Origin of the sequence: Acetobacter sicerae (assembly GCF_011516765.1) — a bacterium.
Lineage (GTDB): Bacteria > Pseudomonadota > Alphaproteobacteria > Acetobacterales > Acetobacteraceae > Acetobacter > Acetobacter sicerae.
Genome location: NZ_JAAABN010000008.1, coordinates 133,621 through 151,633 on the forward strand (window position 1 = coordinate 133,621; position 18,013 = coordinate 151,633).

The window sequence follows — 18,013 nt, forward strand, 5'->3', positions numbered from 1 at the left end:
GGATTCACTCGATGAAGCATTTTTCTGACCTGTCGATCCCGACAGCCGCCTTCTCTCCCGACGGTCTTTCAGCCGGTGGTGACATCATCACCCGCGCCGTGATCTCCGTGCTCGTGGACAATGAAAGCGGCGTTCTCGCCCGTGTGGTCGGCCTGTTCTCCGGGCGCGGCTACAACATCGAGAGCCTGACTGTTGCCCCAGTCGAAGGAGCGGGCACACGCTCGCGCATCAACATCGTGACCTCAGGCACGTCCGAGATCATCGAACAGATCCGCGCCCAGCTTGACCGGCAGGTTCCCGTCTGCCGAGTTGCCAACCTGACAACGCTTGGTCCACATATCGCCCGCGAGATGGTGCTTGTGAAAGTCGTCTCCACTGGCGAGGCCCGTACCGAGGCGCTCCGCATTGCGGAAGCCTTCCGGGCCCGCGCCGTGGATACGACCGCAAGCTCCTTTGTGTTTGAGCTGACGGGAGCAAGCGACAAGCTGGACAGTTTCATCGAACTGATGCGGCCAATCGGGCTCGCTGAAGTTTCCCGCACCGGTGTCGCCGCGCTCACCCGCGGTTGCCGGACGCTCTGAGTTTCCTTTTCGGGGTGGACTTCCGGTTTCGCCCCGTATTTCTGCACTGAAAGGCATAATCCATGTCCATGCGCGTCTATTACGATCGCGATGCCGACGTTAACCTGATCAAGAACAAGAAGGTCGCGATCATCGGTTACGGCAGCCAGGGCCACGCCCACGCCAACAACCTGAAGGACAGCGGCGTCAAGGAGATCGTGATCGGTCTGCGCCCGACCTCCTCCGCCGTAGCCAAGGCCGAGGCCGCCGGTTTCAAGGTGATGACGCCTGATGAAGCCGCCAAGTGGGCAGACGTCGTCATGGTTCTGACGCCCGACGAAGGTCAGGGCGCGCTCTACAAGGAATCCCTTGAGAAGAACCTGAAGCAGGGCGCAGCTCTCGCCTTCGCGCACGGCCTGTCCATCCACTTCCGCATCATCGAAGCCCGTCCCGACCTCGACGTGTTCCTGATTGCACCGAAGGGCCCCGGCCACACGGTCCGCTCCGAATACCAGCGTGGTGGCGGCGTGCCGTCCCTCGTCGCCGTGGCGCAGAACGCTTCCGGCAACGCTCTGGAGATCGCTCTCTCCTACGCTTCCGCCAACGGCGGTGGCCGCGCAGGCATCATCGAGACGACCTTCAAGGAAGAAGTCGAGACCGATCTGTTCGGTGAGCAGGCAGTTCTCTGCGGTGGCCTCGTCGAGCTGATCCGCGCCGGTTTCGAGACGCTGGTCGAGGGCGGTTACGCTCCCGAGATGGCCTACTTCGAGTGCCTCCACGAGATGAAGCTGATCGTCGACCTCATCTATGAGGGCGGCATCGCCAACATGAACTACTCCATCTCCAACACCGCCGAATACGGCGAATATGTCTCCGGCCCGCGCGTCGTCACGCCGGAAACGAAGGCGGAGATGAAGCGCATCCTGAACGACATTCAGGACGGCACGTTCGTGCGTAACTTCATCCTCGAAAACCAGTCCGGCAACGTCGGCTTCAAGGCCGTCCGCGCCCGCAACGACGCCCACCCCATCGAGGCCACCGGCGAAAAACTCCGCGCCATGATGCCGTGGATCGCCAAGTCCAAGCTTGTCGACAAAACGAAGAACTGATTGCCGCATGAAGATCCGGCGTGGGTGACTGCGCCGGGGATTGTGTGAGAGAGGCCTTCCGCTGGTGTTTCCGGTGGGAGGTCTTTTTTGTTGGGGCGGTGTCTTCGGGGCTTTGCCTCGTGCCCTACAAAGGGACGCAGTCCCTTTGATCCGCGACGTAAATACGGCATATGTATGCTATGAAATTACACAGCATTCGACCTATCGTAGTTTTATATCGACTCCAAAAACGGATGTATTGTCGCTATGAGCCTAGATCAATTCTCTGTCGAAGAGCATCAAAAAGTTCTTGATGCCGAGAAAAATTACGGAAACGCGTTTACCAACGCCTATAATACAACAATTTTTGTTTCGAATTTGATGATATGGCCCATAACAAGCTGTGATTTATTCATCAGATTCTATTCGCAAATGAAAAAATACCATACGTTGTCGGTAGTCTCGACAGTGAGAATGCACCGTATTCAAGCAAAGATGGATCTTCGTTATTTTTTGGAATCAACTGCGAATGCCGCTTTTTCACTAGCTCATGCAGATACTCAAAATTATATTGATTATGAAAGTGGAATTATTAGCGATGCTAAAAAGGCATCTCATAAAGCATACAAATGGTTAGATCTAAAATACAAAGGACACTCCGATTTTATAAAAGACTTAAAAAATATGATCAATGATCAATGATCAATGATCAATGATCAATGATCAATGAGCAAACAGCTCACGCTCATATTGTAAATAGTCAGCATAATTTTGATTTCAAAGTAGGTGGAAGAGATGAGATCATTACATCATATTTCGATTTTGAGGATAATGGATTAGTCAAATTCGATCTTTGGCTTGCAGCAAAGGCTGGACTTCATGCAGCAGACTTGATTCTACAAGTTCAAAAAGACTTTGGTGGCTTCTTGCCATCATCAAACGTGGACATTCTTCCTCGTCTGATGAAAGACAATGACTCAGTTATGGCTGAGATTGAAAATAACTAATTTGTAGAGAGGATTCTAAAGTAGAATGGGTCATTGTAATTTTTCATACTATAAAATTTATTGTATAAAAAATTTTAATTTATGTTTGTATTTTATTTCATTGTAATAAGAAATGCATTTCTATTTTTCGTGTCTTGAAATTACGGTCTCTTAAGAAATTCTTGGATGAATTGGTGTTTAAGACTAAAGCCTCGAAGGACAGGGCCGCTTGGATGGCCGACATTTATAGCCTCAAAAGACGCCCCTCCATCTGATCTGAACAGACCACAATCTACGCTGATGCCATCAATAGTCACGGGTAGTAGTGGCTCATAAGGGAGCCCAATACAGGTTTCAGTTGCTTCCCAAGAAATCGTAGAAAAAAAGACTATCTTTTTCGGAAGTGGATTCAAACTCAGCAAAATATCCGGAAACTGCTGAATGCCAGCTTTGATCATAGAGCGTGTGGCAGAGTGACGCCCTGCGAGAGAAGCATCAACTATACCAGGACAAAAATTAATAAAGGCTACATTTTCCCAGAATTTATCTGGACTGCAAATGGAATTTCCAGTGAAGGAACGCTCAATAGCTCGAAGAGTGGAGTGACCTTTCGTTCCGTTAATCATATTCTGAATGACATTTCGAGTCAGATTGAGGTCTTCGCTCTGCTCCGGTGAACCATAATGACTTTCTCCGACGACAAGCATTCGGGAAAGAGAATAGTTTGCTCCGATCCAAGGAAGGCGGGATAACATCAAAATTGGAGTCAATTACCAGGTTCCTTTTTTTAGGACTCCAATATAACACGATTTACCACTTTCTCATCAAATCACCTACCCAACGCTCAACACATAACTTCCGCCCCCAACCACAATCTCCAGCAATCGGTCAATATTCGGGTGCGCCTCGGGCCGGTTCCGCGCATCCGCCATATGCTCGCCAAACACAGCCAGCCCGTGCGCTGCCGCATCCAGCACACCAAAAGCCCGCCCAAGATACTGATATACAGCCACAGCCTCTGCTTGCCCGGCAGGTTATCGATGCTGGCCACCGCCGCATCCGTCTCGTCGGTCTGGTCGATGTGCTACACACCTCAATAGACGGCAGTTTCTGAAGGTTATCCCTGAATGTCACGCCCGGTTGAATCTTCACCAGCATATCCCGCAGCCTTGAACCCGTTTAAGGTCCAGCATGAGCTTCTCTGTCGGATATCCTCAAACAAACTTTTGAAAAATACAAAAGAAGTTTTTGGTGAAGCTTTTTTCAAAAAGCCGTGGAACATACTTGACAACAACTGATCCTGCACGCTTCCCGAAAGGCAGCCTGAAAAGGCGCCTCTCCAAAATCATGACAAAACCTGAACCAGCAGAAAGACGATCGCTTCACGACATTACAAAGAAGGCTGCGTCCCCGGCCAGTTGCGGGAAGATGCCATGGCCTTTGCAAGTCCAATAAGCAGTTCCCTGACAGCAAGGGAAGCTTCCGTCTCAGGAATCATCTCTGGCACACAAAGTGAGACGACTTCATGAATGGTTGGATTATGGAGTGGCCAGATCTTCGATTTCCCGGGCACGACAATGCGGCTTGCTACGGACCAGGGGAGGATGGTGCTGCCGAGGCCTTCGACAATGGCGTCTTTTAATGTCAGCAGCGCTTCGATTTCAGCCGCGATCCGGGGTTCCAGTTGCTTACGCACGAACGCCATATCAATGCTTTTGCGGACGAAGTTATGGCTGGGGGGCACCAGAAGCGGAATATCGACAATATCCTGTAACCGGACAGCGCCTGTGTCCGAACATGGAAGTTCAAGAGCTTCCGGCGCCAGAAGAAAGAATTCCTCTTTCATCAGGGGCGTAAACACGACACCCTTCATCGGTCCGACGCCATGGATGACGGCCATATCCAGCCTGCCGGTCATGACCAGTTCGCTGTAGATGTCATCAAAACTTTCGGTCAGATGCAGGGTTATGCCCGGCAGTTGCTCGCGGACAAGACGCAGCAGTTCCACCGACAGGGTGGAACCGGCGCTGTAGGGAGACAGGCCGACCGAGACCTTGCCCACGAGCGGGCCGCTGCCCAGGTTGATTTCAACCATGGCGCGATCGAGTTGCTTGATCAGGGTCTGAGCGTGACGATAGAGATCGGAGCCTGCCGCAGTCGGAGTGACGCCGCTTTTGCTGCGGATCACCAGCTTCTTTTTGAAGGTGCTTTCCAGTGTCGCCAGCTGCTGGCTGAGGGCAGGCTGCGCGATATTGAGCAGATCGGCCGCGCGTGAAATGGAGCCAAGGTCAATGATCTTTACGAATGCCTGAAGGCGCCTGATGTCCATGTGAATCCCCAGGTGCGTGATGCGTCAGTGAGAAATATCAGGCTCCGAATCTACGATATTCCCTGCTTTCAATGATTATGGATGTTTGCTCCGCAGCGCAATGGCTGGTGTTGATGGATCGGCGAAACAGCGCTCCGCATTTATTGTTTCACATAAGGAATGATTTGAGCGCTTGAAAAAAATAACGAATTTTTCGATAGATAACATGATTCGCTGCTTTTTCCCGAAGGAGAAAATCATGACGTATCGTTAATATGTATGACGCCAAATCATAACGGAACCGTATCATATTCATACCAGCACAGATGTGCTCATTTAAGGGTGGTGTCGGGAGAATATGATGGCAGGTCTGTCGAAAAAGAAATTGTATCTTGCTTCCGGCATGATGGCCAGTTCCTTCATGGCAGCGCCGGGATATGCCGAGACGGTGTCTGTCCATAAGCCGGTAAAGCATTACAAGGCAGAGAAAAAGGTTTCTTCATCGACACGTCCGGCTCACGTCGCGCCCACGTCGGTCAATGCCAAGGACGCGGAAGTGGTGCATGTCGCCGCCCGGAAAAGAAACTCCGTCTTCATGACGTCCACGCCGCCGCACAGCACGACACAGGTGACCGTTGTGACGGGCGCTGATCTCATGAAAACCGGTCAGACGGATGTTCTTTCCGCGCTGGCGCAGGCTAATCCGGCGATCACCACGGCAGCGCTGCCCGGCGGCGGCGCCAGTTCCTTCGTGAAAACCATGCAGCTGCGCGGTCAGTCGCCTGACGATACGCTGATTCTGGTCAACGGACATCGTCGTCATATCGGTGCGAACTTCAATTCCAATGCTGGCACCAACTGGGGCAGTGAGCCTGCCGATATTTCGCTCATTCCGGTATCCGCCATTGACCATATCGAAGTGATTACCGAAGGAGCCTCGGCGCTGTACGGGCAGGACGCCATTGCCGGTGCCGTGAACATCGTTCTCAAGCACGATACGCATGGCGGCACCGTCAACTTCAAGAACAGTGGTTTCTACGCAGGAGACGGGCAGGGGCTTGATGGCTCCGCAAATTATGGCATGGCGCTGGGGCAGAACGGCGGATACCTTGATCTGGCCGCGCAGGTGACGCATCAGCTGCCGACAACCAGAGGCGGCGATTTTTACGGCACCTTGTTCAGTGATTCCCGGAATGAGACTGCCAATCGCGATGTGCAGCGTGGTCTTGGTATCCCAAAATCGACGCTGGAGACGATCAGCGAAAATATGGCCGTGCCGGTAGCTAAAGGCTTCCAGTTTTACAGCACGTCGACATTTTCCCATCGTCGCGCCAATGTTGCCGAAACGTACCGAAGCGCCGCTGACAGCGATACCTGGATCAATACAAACCTGTATCCTCTCGGTAATCAGCCTTACATCACCATGGATCAGTATGATTTCGAAACAGACAATGGAATCAGAACGCATCAGTTTGGTTTTGCATGGGATGCTTACATTACTTACGGACGTGACAAGCAGGATTACGGAACCAAAGATTCCGAAAACATGTCATTTCCCGACAGCACCCAGACATCGTTCTATGATGGCGCGTCCATTGCGTCTGAAATGACTGCTGGTTTGAGGGGGTCACGATCTTTCCATACGGATCTGCTGCCTAAGGATATCAATCTCAGATTTGGAGGTGAGTATCGTCACGACACCTTCCAGATGACTGAGGGTGAGGCGGCTTCATGGGAAGGTCTTGGCGCAACGGATCATCCCGGTAACGTGCCCATGGCCGTGACCCATCAGAACCGTGACGTCTATGAAGGTAACGTCAATCTTGATTTCTATGTAACGAAGAAATGGGAGTGGACGCTCGGAGGTCGTGTCGCCAGCTACAACAATCTCGCCACGGTCGAAACGGGATCCATCGGTACGCGTTATGACTTCAACAAGCGTTGGGCCATTCGCGCCAATATCAATACCGGCTATCGTCCGCCGACCCTTGGGGAGATGTCCTACTTCTACTCGGCTCCGTATCCGGGGTACACGGTCGATCAGGTGCCGGCGAACAGCGCCATTGCCAAATATCTTGGTGCCGGCAACATGAAGGGCGAGTATTCCAGAAGCTATACGATTGGCATCGACGCGACGCCGGTGGATAATTTCCAGGTCACGGCGAACCTGTATTACATCGCCATCAACGGTCGTCTTGGAAGCACGAAATCTTACAGTGTGAACCAGAATGATTCGGAACTGATGGATCTTCTGCGTCAATCGAATCTGGAAAGCGCGACAACACTGTCCTATTACGCCAATCTGTATAACACGCAGACATTTGGCGGTGATCTGAACGCGAATTATACCCTGAAGACCAGACGATATGGTAAATTCCGGTTCGCGATGGGGATCAACTTCTCGGATAATGAAATCCGGTCCGCAAAGAACGATCTGGTCAATGAATACACCAAAATGATGGTGTTGCGTGCGGCTCCCAAAAACCGCGAACAGATCAGCGTGAACTGGGAGATGGGAAAATGGTCGGTCTTCGTGCAGGAAATGCGTTACGGGTCGGTTGTCTATATGGCGGCGCCGACCGGGGCTGGTAGTGTTCCGTTCATGCAGAATCCCGGGTTCATTACAAATCTGGAAGTGGATTACAAGATTCTGCCGCAGTGGACAGTCGGAGTGGGGGCGAACAATCTCGGAAACAAGTATCCGACGCGGGTGCCTCGTGCGATTGCAAACTCACAGCAGGGACTGTCGAAATATGCGTCCTATTCACCGTATGGTTTCAATGGCGGAATGTATTACGTAAAGACTTCTCTGAACTTCTAAGAAATGTTCCATATATGGTGAACGTATTCTCGGAAAGAGAACCGACAGCACCTCCTCACTCGCAGGCTTATAAAGTCAGCGGGTGAGGAACCGTTTTCGACGGCCTGTTGAACACGAACAGATCGTCTCTCACCTTTAATAGTCAAAAGCGTCTTTAACGGGCTGAAGTCTCGTTGAACGACAACTCTATACGGATGCCTTTATTGGAAAAATTATCTGCGTTCATAGGATTGTTATATGACGCCAGATTGTTTTCCCCGCTACCCATTCTGCTTCGCAATGATTTAGGATGGTTCTGATTATATTATCTGTCCAATCGAACAAACGCTGGAGAATAGAGCTGATGCCTGGTTTTGCAGATCGACTGAACGGGATCGGAATCTCTGCTTCTGCAGCCATGACAGATAAAGCGACCGCGCTGAAAGCGGAAGGGCTGAAGATCATCAGCCTCTCTTCCGGTGAGCCGGATTTTCCCACGCCAGAACATGCTGTTGAAGCTGCTGTCGATGCAGCCCGGGGCGGCGATACGAAATATCCACCCCAGGCAGGCAAGCCCGCGCTGAAAAAAGCGATCCAGGCGAAGTTCCTGAGAGACAACAGTCTCGATTACGCACTGGATGAAATTCTGGTGGCGAATGGCGCCAAGCAGATCATCTATGACGCCATGATGGCCACCATCAATCCTGGTGACGAGGTTGTTCTGCCGACGCCCTACTGGATCAGTTATGCCGACATCGCCCGGCTTGGCGGTGCCGAGATCGTGCTGGTTCCGTGTCCGGCCGCCAGCAATTTCCGTCTTTCGGCGGCGGATCTTGATGCCGCGATCACGCCACGCACCAAATGGCTCGTGCTGAATTTTCCCAACAATCCGACCGGCGCATGTTGTTCCCGGAAAGACATGGAGGAGATTGCGGCGGTCATGCTGAAGCATGAGCATGTCTGGATCATGACAGACGATATCTATGAACATCTCGTCTATGATGATTTCAATTTCTGCACGCTGGCGGAAGTTGAGCCACGTCTCAAAGAGCGTGTGCTGACCGTCAATGGTGTTTCCAAAGCATATGCCATGACCGGTTGGCGCGTTGGTTTCTGTGGCGGACCGCGTGACCTGATCGCTGTCATGAACAACATGCAGGGACAGTCGACCAGCGGTATCAACACGCTTGCACAGGCCGCCGCCATTGCCGCTCTGGAAGGACCGCAGGATTTTCTGCGTGAACGTGCCGCTGAGTATCAGACACGGCGGGATATCGTTGTCAGTCTGCTGAATGCGATTCCGGGCGTGGAGTGTCATACCCCCCAGGGCGCGTTCTATGTTTATCCGGATATCAGCGCCTGTATTGGAAAAGTGACGCCGGAAGGACGGCAGATCAAGACCGATGCGGATTTTGTCATGGCGCTTCTGGAAGAAAAGCAGGTAGCGACCGTTCAGGGCGCGGCGTACGGGATGAGTCCTTTCTTCCGTATTTCTTATGCCACCAGTGTTGAGACGCTGCGGGAGGGCTGCCAGCGTATTGCTGAATTTGTGCAGTCTCTGAAATAGAGAAAGCAGAAAAAGCAGTCGTCCTGTTATGAAGAAACGCGGTCAAAAGGAGCATGCTGCCCTTTTGACCGCTTTTTTTAATATACAAAAAAAGAATTGAAGATCAGTTCTCACGTAAGAGGCTGGCCTATATGCAAAGGCATACTCTCAGGGTTTATGGGAGAAATGAGTTACGCGACCGCTACGATAACCGCTGAGCAATCCGGCGAAACAGCATGGATATGCACGGCTCGTGCCTCAAATAGTTTCTTTGTACAAAAGACACGTCAGTGATTTAAGAAATTTTTGTTATTCAGACGCCCAGGCATAAAACGCTTTTAATTTAAGCGTCTGAATCGGTCCTGATTTTCATGATTTCTGTGCCGAAGCCAGTTAGCTCACCTTCCGGTGCAGTGATCTCGATAACTTCGCCATCAACGGATGCCATAACAGGTATCTGAAGCGTTTCCAGCGTCAGTAAGGCAACAACATCACCGGCTTTCACATATGATCCGACTGATGCGAATGGAGTGCTGCGTAAGGGATGGGTGAAAGTCAGAACACCGAAATACGGTGTCTTTACCGGGACGCAGTTATCGACAGCATCGGTTTCCTGAGACGGAAGAGATGGCGTACACCGGGTTTCAATCTGCGGCTTTTCTTGCGAAGTCTTTATGAAAAGCCTTGCGCCATCCGGACCAGACAGTTCAAACGTCTCAAGTCCGGCCTGAACCAGCATATCAGCGATACTGGCGATATCATCAGTATCGAAAGCAGGAATGCGTGCGGCTGATCCGGTCATGGTACAGCTCTTTCTTCAAGCCATTTTTCAAGAAAGTGAATATCCATACTGCCCTTTCGGACGGTCGGATTGGCCAGAAGGTCCTGATGAAGGCCGATATTGGTCGATATGCCTTCCACCTTCATTTCAGCCAGAGCAATCTGCAGGCGAGCAATGGCTTCTTCCCGTGTTGCGCCATAACCAATGATTTTTCCAATAAGGGAATCGTAGTAAGGCGGGATCGTATATCCTGAGACAACATGGCTATCGATGCGGATGCCCGGACCTCCCGGCAGATCCCAGCGCGTCACCGTGCCGGGAGACGGCAGAAATGTCGCTCCATCTTCCGCGTTCAGACGACATTCAATGGCGTGACCACGAAAGAGAATGTCTTCCTGCCTGATGGACAGTCTATCGCCCTGAGCGATACGCAACTGCTCCGCGACGATATCGATATCCGTGATCTGTTCCGTGACTGGATGTTCGACCTGAACACGGGTGTTCATTTCGATAAAAGCGAATACACCGTCTTCGTATAGAAATTCGAATGTTCCCGCGCCACGATAGCCAATGTGGCGACAGGCTTCTGCGCAGCGTTCGCCAATTTCCGCGATGACTGCGGCGTCGATGCCCGGTGGGGGAGCCTCTTCGAGAACCTTCTGATGTCGTCTTTGCAACGAGCAGTCACGTGCGCCAAGCCAGAGGGCGACGCCGTGCGTATCACAGAGAACCTGAATCTCGATATGGCGTGGTTTCTGCATGAATTTTTCGAGATACAGAGTCGGGTTTCCGAACGCCTGCTGCGCTTCTCGAGAGGTCAGACCAACGGCTTCGATCAGATCTTCTGCCCGGAGCACGACGCGCATGCCCCGTCCGCCGCCGCCGCCTGATGCTTTGACGATAACCGGAAAACCAACCTTTTCAGCCAGAGCCAGAATGTCATCGGGGGATTCTGGTAAAGGGCCGTCTGATCCGGGCACACAGGGGACACCTGCCGCCAGCATCGTGCGTTTGGCGGTGATCTTGTCGCCCATCATCCGGATTGAAGACCCGGTTGGCCCGATGAATGTCAGGCCAGCGTCTTCAACAGCTTCAGCAAAATCAGCATTTTCGGAGAGGAAGCCATAACCCGGATGGATGGCCGTGGCGCCTGTCGCCCGTGCCGCCAGCAAAAGTCCGTCCGGATCGAGATAGCTGCGGGATGCCGCTGCCGGGCCGATGCACAGGGCGATATCGGCTTCCTGCACATGACGGCTGTCTTTATCGGCATCTGAATAAACGGCGACTGTCTCCAGACCAAGCTGTCGACAGGCCCGCTGGATGCGCAATGCGATTTCACCGCGATTGGCGATCAGGACTCTGTTGAAACGATGAGTATCAGTCATGCCAAACGAAACAGGGGAGTCCCTGCCTCCACTTCCGCGCCATCTTCCACCAGGATTTTTGCGATCCGTCCGGATTGCGTCGCCTTGACTGCATTGAAGACCTTCATGGCCTCGACCAGACCGACCTGCTGTCCTGCCTCGACCGTATCGCCGACTTTCACATAAGCCGGAGTTCCGGGAGAGGGTGAAAGGTGAAAAACACCATAGGTGGGTGACGGAATCACCGGATCCTGGGAGGGTGAATCGGTCGTGGCGTCGGCTGCCTGTGCAGGCGCATGCCTGCCCGGATCGGACGACGGGATGAAATCAGTCGTCGCACCGCCAGCCTGTCGTGTCAGCCTGATCTTCCACCCGCCCTCTTCGATTTCGAGTTCATCGATCGGAGAGCGGGCCAGCAGATCGACCAGACGCCGGATCTGCGGAATATCCACCGTTTTCAGACCTTGCCGGTGGTTTTCTTTGCGAAGTTCAGTCCGCCTACCACCTGCATGGTGGGTAGAACCTCCATGAAGCTGACATTCATGCGTGATGGCGCGAGCACGGCGAAAGCGACCGAATTGGCGATATCTTCCGGCAGCAGGGATTCGTATTCATCGAAAAACCGCTTTTTCGCTTCTGCCATGTCGCCAATCAGACGACCAAAGACTTCTGTCTCCACGCGGGCAGGGGAGATTTCAGTGACGCGGATATGATGTCCAAACAGGTCACAGCGCAGCTGCTGTGACAGGGAGTGAACCCCGGCCTTCGTTGCATGATAGACGGTGTTGCCGCCTGCGAAGGCGTAATGGCCCGCAATGGAACTGATGTTGACGATATGCCCACGATCGCGCTGCATCATGCCGGGTACGACAAGCGCGGTCAGCTGCAGGACCGCCCGGAGGTTGACGTCAACCAGTGCGTCGATGTCTTCGGGTGTCGTCTTTGTGATGTTGCCTGTGCGGGACTGTCCAGCATTGTTGATCAGCACATCGACTTCGATGTCGTTGATGAGCGCCTCAATGCCTTTCTGGTCCGCAACACTGACTGCGTGAGGGATGCAGCCGGTCTCTTCCGCCAGTTGCGCCAGACGTTTCTCGTCACGGGCCACCGCATGCACTTCCAGCCCGGCCTCCCTGAGGCGTCTGACAATCGCCGCGCCGATTCCGGAGGAAGCGCCAGTAACGAGAGCGTTACGATATGGCTGACTGCTCATGCTGATGATCCCAGTTCTGAAAAAAATGCCCTGTCCGCAAGCATACAGGCGGCGAGCTTGGAATGTTGTAATGATATTAGTATCGTAACGATTTCAGCGCCAAGAGCAGTTCGTTCTCACGTCATAAGATAATACTATACCGCAGGCGCGGTCCTCACGACCTATAAGATTATCCGATGGCCTCACAGCGGGAAGAGGGCTGGAAATAATTTCGGAAACAATTCTATTTTCCCTGATGGACACTGAACGGTGCGACACCTTGGAAATCCGCGTTTCCTGAGCGGTTCCGATGGTCCTTTCAAGAGGCTGCACTGGGAAGACAGTTACTGGACCGTATATTTTGAATGATGACATGACAGATATTCAGGAACGTAGCATCAGCCTGTCAGGTCAGAAAACCGGTCCTGTCGGTGACGAGGCCCCGATCATCAGCATGATTGGCACCCGCGCCATGCTGTTTGAAGCGCCGGGCGATTTCACTATGGCGCATCAGCGTCGTATCTGGGCGTTGATCGAGGCTGCTGAAAGCCGCAGTGACGTGCAGGAACTTGTTCCGGGCGTGACGAATCTGATGCTCGTTTTCACAACGCCCCCGAAAGATCCGGAACAGATCGCTGCATGGCTGCATCACGCTTGGGACACGCTGCCGGAACGCCATATCGAAGGGCGTCTGTTCGAGGTCGGCGTCCAGTATGGCGGTGAACTCGGTGAGGATCTGCATCGTGTCGCCGAACATGCCGGTTTGACGCCGGAGGAAGTGATCTCGATTCACCATGGTAATGAATACACGGTCTGCGCCATCGGGAGCGCTCCCGGTTTCGGTTATCTGCACGGGCTTGATCCGCGTATCGCCACCCCACGAAAATCCGTTCCGTCTCTGCACATGCTGGCTGGAACTGTCACGATCGGCGGGATGCAGGCCGGTATTTCCGCCCTGACAGGACCGAACGGGTGGAACTCGATCGGTTTTACTGAAATCACGCTGTTCGATCCAATGAAGGAGCCACCAGCGCTGTTTGCAATCGGTGACCGCATCCGTTTCTATCCTGAGAGTATCGTGCTGTGATCACCATTCTCGAAACAGCACCGCTGAATACCGTTCAGGATTGCGGCAGACCCGGTTATCGCAATCTTGGCGTCGGCTGTTCGGGTGTCATGGATATGCTGGCGCTGCAGGCCGGTAATATTCTGCTCGAAAACCAGCCTGATGACGCCTGTATCGAGTTGCAGACTTTTCCATTCCTGCTGCGTTTTGATGCGTCCGTCAGTTTCGCTGTCACCGGGATCGACGCCGATATGGATCTGGATGGACAAACGCTCCTGCCCTGGTCGGCTGTCACGGCTGCTGCCGGGCAGACACTCCGCATCGGACCGCCCCGTACGGGAGCACGAGGATATCTCTGTGTTGCCGGCGGCGTTGATGTTCCGGTCATACTTGGTTCACGCAGCACGCAGCTTCGCGGCGGTTTCGGTGGCCTGTCGGGACGTTTTCTGGAGGCAGGTGACACGCTGGGTATTCGTCCCGGCGGCGCCGTCTGTGCTGGTTACGCCGTACTTCCGCCGTCAGTGGCTTTGAAAAACGGGAATGACGCTGAGACTTCCGGCGTTATGACGCTCCGTTTTATCCCGGCGACGGATTATCAGCTATTTACCGAACAATCCCGCGTGCTGTTCCAGAACTGCGAGTGGAAGATCACGCCGCAGAGCAACCGTGTGGGCTATCGGTTGAGCGGTGACAAACTCCAGCTCACAAAGCCTGTGGAACTGCGCTCATACGGGATTGTGCCGGGTATTGTGCAGGTGCCTCCCGCCGGAGAGCCGATCGTGCAGATGGCGGACGCCAACACGGCGGGTGGCTATCCCCGTATCGCCACGGTCATCGAGGCGGATCTCTGGAGGCTTGCTCAGGCGCGGATTGGTTCCCGTATCCGTTTTCAGGAATGCAGTTACGAAGAAGGGGTTGATGCCATGCGACCTGTCGAAGACTGGCTTGAAAACATGCGTCTGATGGTCAGCCGTTATCGTAACTCCTCTATACGTCGAGAGTCCGGCAAGAGCGGAGGCAAGAAATGAAGATCGATCTGAATTCCGATATGGGCGAAGGTTTTGGACGCTGGGCCATGGCTGATGATGACGGGCTGATGGGTCTGATTTCGTCAGCCAATATCGCCTGTGGTTTTCATGCCGGTGATTATGCGATCATGGACCACACTGTCAGGGTGGCGAAAGAAAAAGGCATTGGAATCGGTGCGCATCCGGGTCTGCCTGATCTTATGGGTTTTGGCAGACGTACCATGGTTGTTTCCGATACGGATATGGAAGCCATGCTCGCCTGCCAGATCGGCGCTCTTCAGGGTGTTGCGGCCCGTCATGGGCATCGTGTCACGCATGTGAGTTATCATGCCGCTTTCGGCACCATGGCCAATGAGAATGAAGACCGTGCGCTGAAACTGGTCCGTGTCATTGCTGCGCTGGATAAGGATCTGACGGTCTTCTGCATGCCCGGACAGCCGACTGAGCGGGCAGCCGAAGAGGTTGGGCTAAAAACGCACACCCTGTTTCTTGCTGATCGGGCCTATATCTCTCCCGGAGCACTTGTGCCGCGCGGTCAACCGGGCGCTGTTATTCATGATCTGGAAGGCGTTCGCGCCCGTGTCAGGCAGTTCCTTGAAGATGGTTCGGTGACAACGATTGATGGTGTGCGACAGAAGCTGAATGCACGCTCGATTCTGGTTCATAGTGACACACCGGGTTCGCTCGACATTGCAAAGGCCATCCGCGCCGAGATGACGGCCTGCGGAGCAGTGCTGACACCGGTCCACAGGCTGGACGACTGACACTTCCGCTGAAGAAAAAGATTGTCTGACAGAAGAAAAATCGTTTCCATGTCGGAATTTAGTTGCATAATCGTAATAGTATAGCGTCTGGAAAATTTTTCTTCCCCGGCTGTCGCGAGATGCCAGTGCTGTATTCTGAAATGAGGTGGGCATGAAGCATGATCTTCAGCGTGGCGCGATGCTTCTGGTGTCAGCGACCTTTTTTACGGCTCTTCTCAATGCGCTTCAGAAACTGACGGGCTCGACTCTGCCTGCTCTCGAAATCATCTTTTTCCGAAATCTTTTTTCGCTGCCGTTCGTTCTCCTGATCGCTTCACGAACACACATCATTCTCCGGACAAGGAATTTCAAAGGGCACCTGTTGCGGTCGGTTATCGGACTGATCAGCATGATCATGGTGGTGGTCAGCGTCACCCGTCTGCCGCTGGCGGAGCAGCAGGTGCTGTCCTATACGCAGCCGCTTTTTCTGGTCATTCTTTCCATTCCGCTCCTGCAAGAAAAGCCGTCGCTCCAGCGATGGATCGCAGTCTGTATCGGTTTTTCCGGTGTCGTGGTCGTCGCTCTTGGAAAAGGGCTGTTGCATGGCAGTGACACCGCGGTTCCCGTCTGGGCCTATTTCCTGGCGCTTGCGCAGGGAGCGGTCGGGGCGTTGACGACCATGCAGATCAGGCAGCTTTCCGCCACGGAAACCAGCACGACCATCTCCCTGTGGCAGGCCATTCTGATGACGGTCATGACTGCGGCACCGCTCCCGTTCATCTGGACAACACCGCATATGGCAGATGCGCTTTGTCTTGTTGCTGTCGGTGCTTTTGCCGGAATTGCTCAGGTGCTCCAGACTGAAGCCTTTGCCTCCGCGCAGGTCTCCGCCATCGGACCATTCGCTTATTCCGGTCTGCTGTGGGCCGCTCTGATCGGATGGTTCGGTTTTCAGGAAATTCCCGGTCTGGCCATGCTGGCCGGTGGGCTGCTCATCATCGGGTCTGGTGTGTGGATGCTTCGTGGTGATCGGCCTTCAAAAGCGCCTGTCGCAACAGAGGATGTTCTGACCACTGTCGATGAAGTGAGATCGTGACCGTGGTCACGAGTGGTCCCTTTCCCATTTCCTTTTCATTCTATTGTCCGGTGGATCATCATGCCCTCTGATCAGACAGTGACGTCTTCCGGAAACCTATCTGGAACTGTAAAAACAATTCAGAAAAAGACGGCGTCACGCTATGTCTTTTTTGGTCTGGTCTTTCTGATGTACGTCATCAGCTATGGTGACAGGGCGGCGCTGTCGATCGCCCTGCCTGATCTGGGAAAGGAGTTCAGTCTGACTCCGGTGCAGATGGGATGGGTCTCGTCCAGTTTTCTCTGGTCGTATTTCCTACTGAATCTGCCTTCGACGATCCTCCTCGATAAAGTCGGTGCACGTCTGATCGGAAGTCTTGCCGTCTCTGTCTGGTCTTTTGCCATGCTGCTGGGTGGCTTCGTGCAAACGATTTCACAGTTCCTGCTGACCCGTGTTCTGCTCGGCGTCGGGGAAGCGCCAACATTCGGCGTTGGCGCGACGGTCGTCCGAAACTGGGCGCTTCCGAAAGAACGTGGATCGGTCATGACCGTTCTGCTGACCGGCATGCAGCTTGGTCTGGCGGGAGGAACAATCGCCGGGGCGTGGCTGATTACGTTTTTCAGCTGGCGCTGTGAGTTTATTGTTCTCGGCGGTATCGGCTTTGTCTGGGCGCTGGTCTGGTGGTTGATCTATCGGGATCCGGCGCAGAAAAAAACGGCGGTCCCGCACAGGGTTGTTTCCCTGTCGGAGATAAAAAATCTTTTTCAGTCCAGATCTTTTCTGGGAATTCTGTCTGTCCAGTGCACGCAGAACTATCTCAATTTTCTGATGATGTCATGGATGCCGCTGTATCTCATACACGAACTACACATTGACATTACCCGCACCGGGACAAGAACGGCGCTCTGTTATCTTGCGGCTGCGGCAGGAGCGGTGGTGATTGGCAAAGTGCTGGAAGCGATCGTTTTCCGGAGAAACGCCTCTCCCGAACGGCGACGTTTCATTGTCTTCATTTGCCTGATTGGAGCCTCTTCGATCGGGACGCTCCCATGGTTCCATACGATGCAGCCCATTCTTCTGGTCATGTCTGTCTCGATGGCCTGCCTTATCGCGGCGAATGGAGCCAATACGGCGCTGCTGACCGATCTGGTGGAAGATGGTCACAGGATTGGAACCGTCACCGGCGTCACACTGACCTGCAGTAACTCTTTGGGGCTGCTGGCTCCGATTGTAACGGGTTATATTGTATCCCTGACGGGACAGTTCGATATTGCCTGGTATATGTGCGCCACGGCACTGATAATCGCGGGGCTTTTCTCGGTTTGTGCAGTCAGGTCAACGATCAGGATGAGTTGAAGGCCGATCGTGAAAGGTCCGGTGAAGTCGAAGGATGTTTTGATGTCGCTTCTTTTGAAGGGAAGTTTTGCAAGAGGCGGCAAATGAGACAGCCGGATCATGGCTGGCCATCAAACGTCA

Annotated in this window: 18 protein-coding genes; 11 read left to right on the forward strand and 7 right to left on the reverse strand. The window is 53.4% G+C overall.

Annotated elements, in window-relative coordinates:
• Positions 1–11 precede the first annotated feature (11 nt).
• From ilvN to GVI59_RS10805, 4 genes are all read left to right on the forward strand, one after another.
• Entirely contained in the window at positions 12–581 is a 570-nt protein-coding gene (gene ilvN / locus GVI59_RS10790; RefSeq protein WP_194299101.1) for an acetolactate synthase small subunit, read from the forward strand.
• 68 nt (positions 582–649) lie between these two features.
• Positions 650–1,669: a ketol-acid reductoisomerase gene (ilvC, locus tag GVI59_RS10795; RefSeq protein WP_173574321.1), complete on the forward strand. Its 1,020-nt coding sequence runs from the start codon at positions 650–652 to the stop codon at positions 1,667–1,669.
• Between the two features lie 246 nt (positions 1,670–1,915).
• The gene (locus GVI59_RS10800) at positions 1,916–2,350 is read left to right on the forward strand and encodes a hypothetical protein (RefSeq protein ID WP_173574287.1); all 435 of its coding nucleotides are present in this window, start codon (positions 1,916–1,918) and stop codon (positions 2,348–2,350) included.
• 17 nt (positions 2,351–2,367) lie between these two features.
• A complete protein-coding gene (locus tag GVI59_RS10805; protein WP_173574288.1) occupies positions 2,368–2,655 on the forward strand; it encodes a hypothetical protein in 288 nt (95 codons plus the stop codon).
• Between the two features lie 140 nt (positions 2,656–2,795).
• Here GVI59_RS10805 and GVI59_RS10810 read toward each other — a convergent pair whose 3' ends face one another.
• The 3 genes from GVI59_RS10810 to GVI59_RS10820 all read right to left on the reverse strand — a co-directional run bounded on the left by GVI59_RS10810 (position 2,796) and on the right by GVI59_RS10820 (position 4,963).
• Complete coding sequence (locus tag GVI59_RS10810) at positions 2,796–3,404, reverse strand: hypothetical protein (RefSeq protein WP_173574289.1); 609 nt, start codon at positions 3,402–3,404, stop codon at positions 2,796–2,798.
• A 63-nt stretch (positions 3,405–3,467) separates the two neighbouring features.
• Complete coding sequence (locus GVI59_RS19035; RefSeq protein ID WP_338422093.1) at positions 3,468–3,647, reverse strand: DUF2322 family protein; 180 nt, start codon at positions 3,645–3,647, stop codon at positions 3,468–3,470.
• Positions 3,648–4,024: 377 nt separating this feature from the next.
• Complete coding sequence (locus GVI59_RS10820; RefSeq protein ID WP_173574290.1) at positions 4,025–4,963, reverse strand: LysR substrate-binding domain-containing protein; 939 nt, start codon at positions 4,961–4,963, stop codon at positions 4,025–4,027.
• A 337-nt stretch (positions 4,964–5,300) separates the two neighbouring features.
• On the opposite strand from GVI59_RS10820, the gene GVI59_RS10825 reads away from it, so the two are divergent.
• Complete coding sequence (locus tag GVI59_RS10825) at positions 5,301–7,763, forward strand: TonB-dependent receptor plug domain-containing protein (protein ID WP_408736615.1); 2,463 nt, start codon at positions 5,301–5,303, stop codon at positions 7,761–7,763.
• A 343-nt stretch (positions 7,764–8,106) separates the two neighbouring features.
• The gene (locus GVI59_RS10830) at positions 8,107–9,309 is read left to right on the forward strand and encodes a pyridoxal phosphate-dependent aminotransferase (RefSeq protein ID WP_173574291.1); all 1,203 of its coding nucleotides are present in this window, start codon (positions 8,107–8,109) and stop codon (positions 9,307–9,309) included.
• A gap of 322 nt (positions 9,310–9,631) precedes the next feature.
• On the opposite strand, the gene GVI59_RS10835 is transcribed toward GVI59_RS10830, so the two are convergent.
• From GVI59_RS10835 to GVI59_RS10850, 4 genes are read right to left on the reverse strand one after another with little or no spacing between them, the layout of a single operon-like run.
• Positions 9,632–10,090, reverse strand: a complete 459-nt coding sequence (locus GVI59_RS10835) for a biotin/lipoyl-containing protein (protein WP_173574292.1) — start codon at positions 10,088–10,090, stop codon at positions 9,632–9,634.
• On the reverse strand, positions 10,087–11,454 hold the full coding sequence (gene accC, locus GVI59_RS10840) for an acetyl-CoA carboxylase biotin carboxylase subunit (protein ID WP_173574293.1): 1,368 nt from the start codon (positions 11,452–11,454) through the stop codon (positions 10,087–10,089). Before accC ends, GVI59_RS10835 begins: the two co-directional genes overlap by 4 nt.
• Positions 11,451–11,885: a biotin/lipoyl-containing protein gene (locus GVI59_RS10845; RefSeq protein WP_173574294.1), complete on the reverse strand. Its 435-nt coding sequence runs from the start codon at positions 11,883–11,885 to the stop codon at positions 11,451–11,453. Before GVI59_RS10845 ends, accC begins: the two co-directional genes overlap by 4 nt.
• Before the next feature lie 5 nt (positions 11,886–11,890).
• Entirely contained in the window at positions 11,891–12,646 is a 756-nt protein-coding gene (locus GVI59_RS10850) for an SDR family oxidoreductase (RefSeq protein WP_173574295.1), read from the reverse strand.
• Positions 12,647–13,079: 433 nt separating this feature from the next.
• On the opposite strand from GVI59_RS10850, the gene pxpB reads away from it, so the two are divergent.
• The 5 genes from pxpB (at position 13,080) to GVI59_RS10875 (ending at position 17,893) form a co-directional block, all read left to right on the forward strand.
• On the forward strand, positions 13,080–13,712 hold the full coding sequence (gene pxpB, locus GVI59_RS10855; protein ID WP_408736616.1) for a 5-oxoprolinase subunit PxpB: 633 nt from the start codon (positions 13,080–13,082) through the stop codon (positions 13,710–13,712).
• Positions 13,709–14,719, forward strand: a complete 1,011-nt coding sequence (locus GVI59_RS10860) for a 5-oxoprolinase/urea amidolyase family protein (protein ID WP_173574297.1) — start codon at positions 13,709–13,711, stop codon at positions 14,717–14,719. Before pxpB ends, GVI59_RS10860 begins: the two co-directional genes overlap by 4 nt.
• Positions 14,716–15,483: a LamB/YcsF family protein gene (locus GVI59_RS10865; protein WP_173574298.1), complete on the forward strand. Its 768-nt coding sequence runs from the start codon at positions 14,716–14,718 to the stop codon at positions 15,481–15,483. The genes GVI59_RS10860 and GVI59_RS10865 overlap by 4 nt, the downstream gene beginning before the upstream one ends.
• A gap of 151 nt (positions 15,484–15,634) precedes the next feature.
• Positions 15,635–16,558 (forward strand): DMT family transporter, encoded by a 924-nt coding sequence (locus GVI59_RS10870; RefSeq protein ID WP_173574299.1) that lies wholly within the window; start codon positions 15,635–15,637, stop codon positions 16,556–16,558.
• 60 nt (positions 16,559–16,618) lie between these two features.
• Positions 16,619–17,893: an MFS transporter gene (locus GVI59_RS10875; RefSeq protein ID WP_173574300.1), complete on the forward strand. Its 1,275-nt coding sequence runs from the start codon at positions 16,619–16,621 to the stop codon at positions 17,891–17,893.
• Positions 17,894–18,013 lie beyond the last annotated feature (120 nt).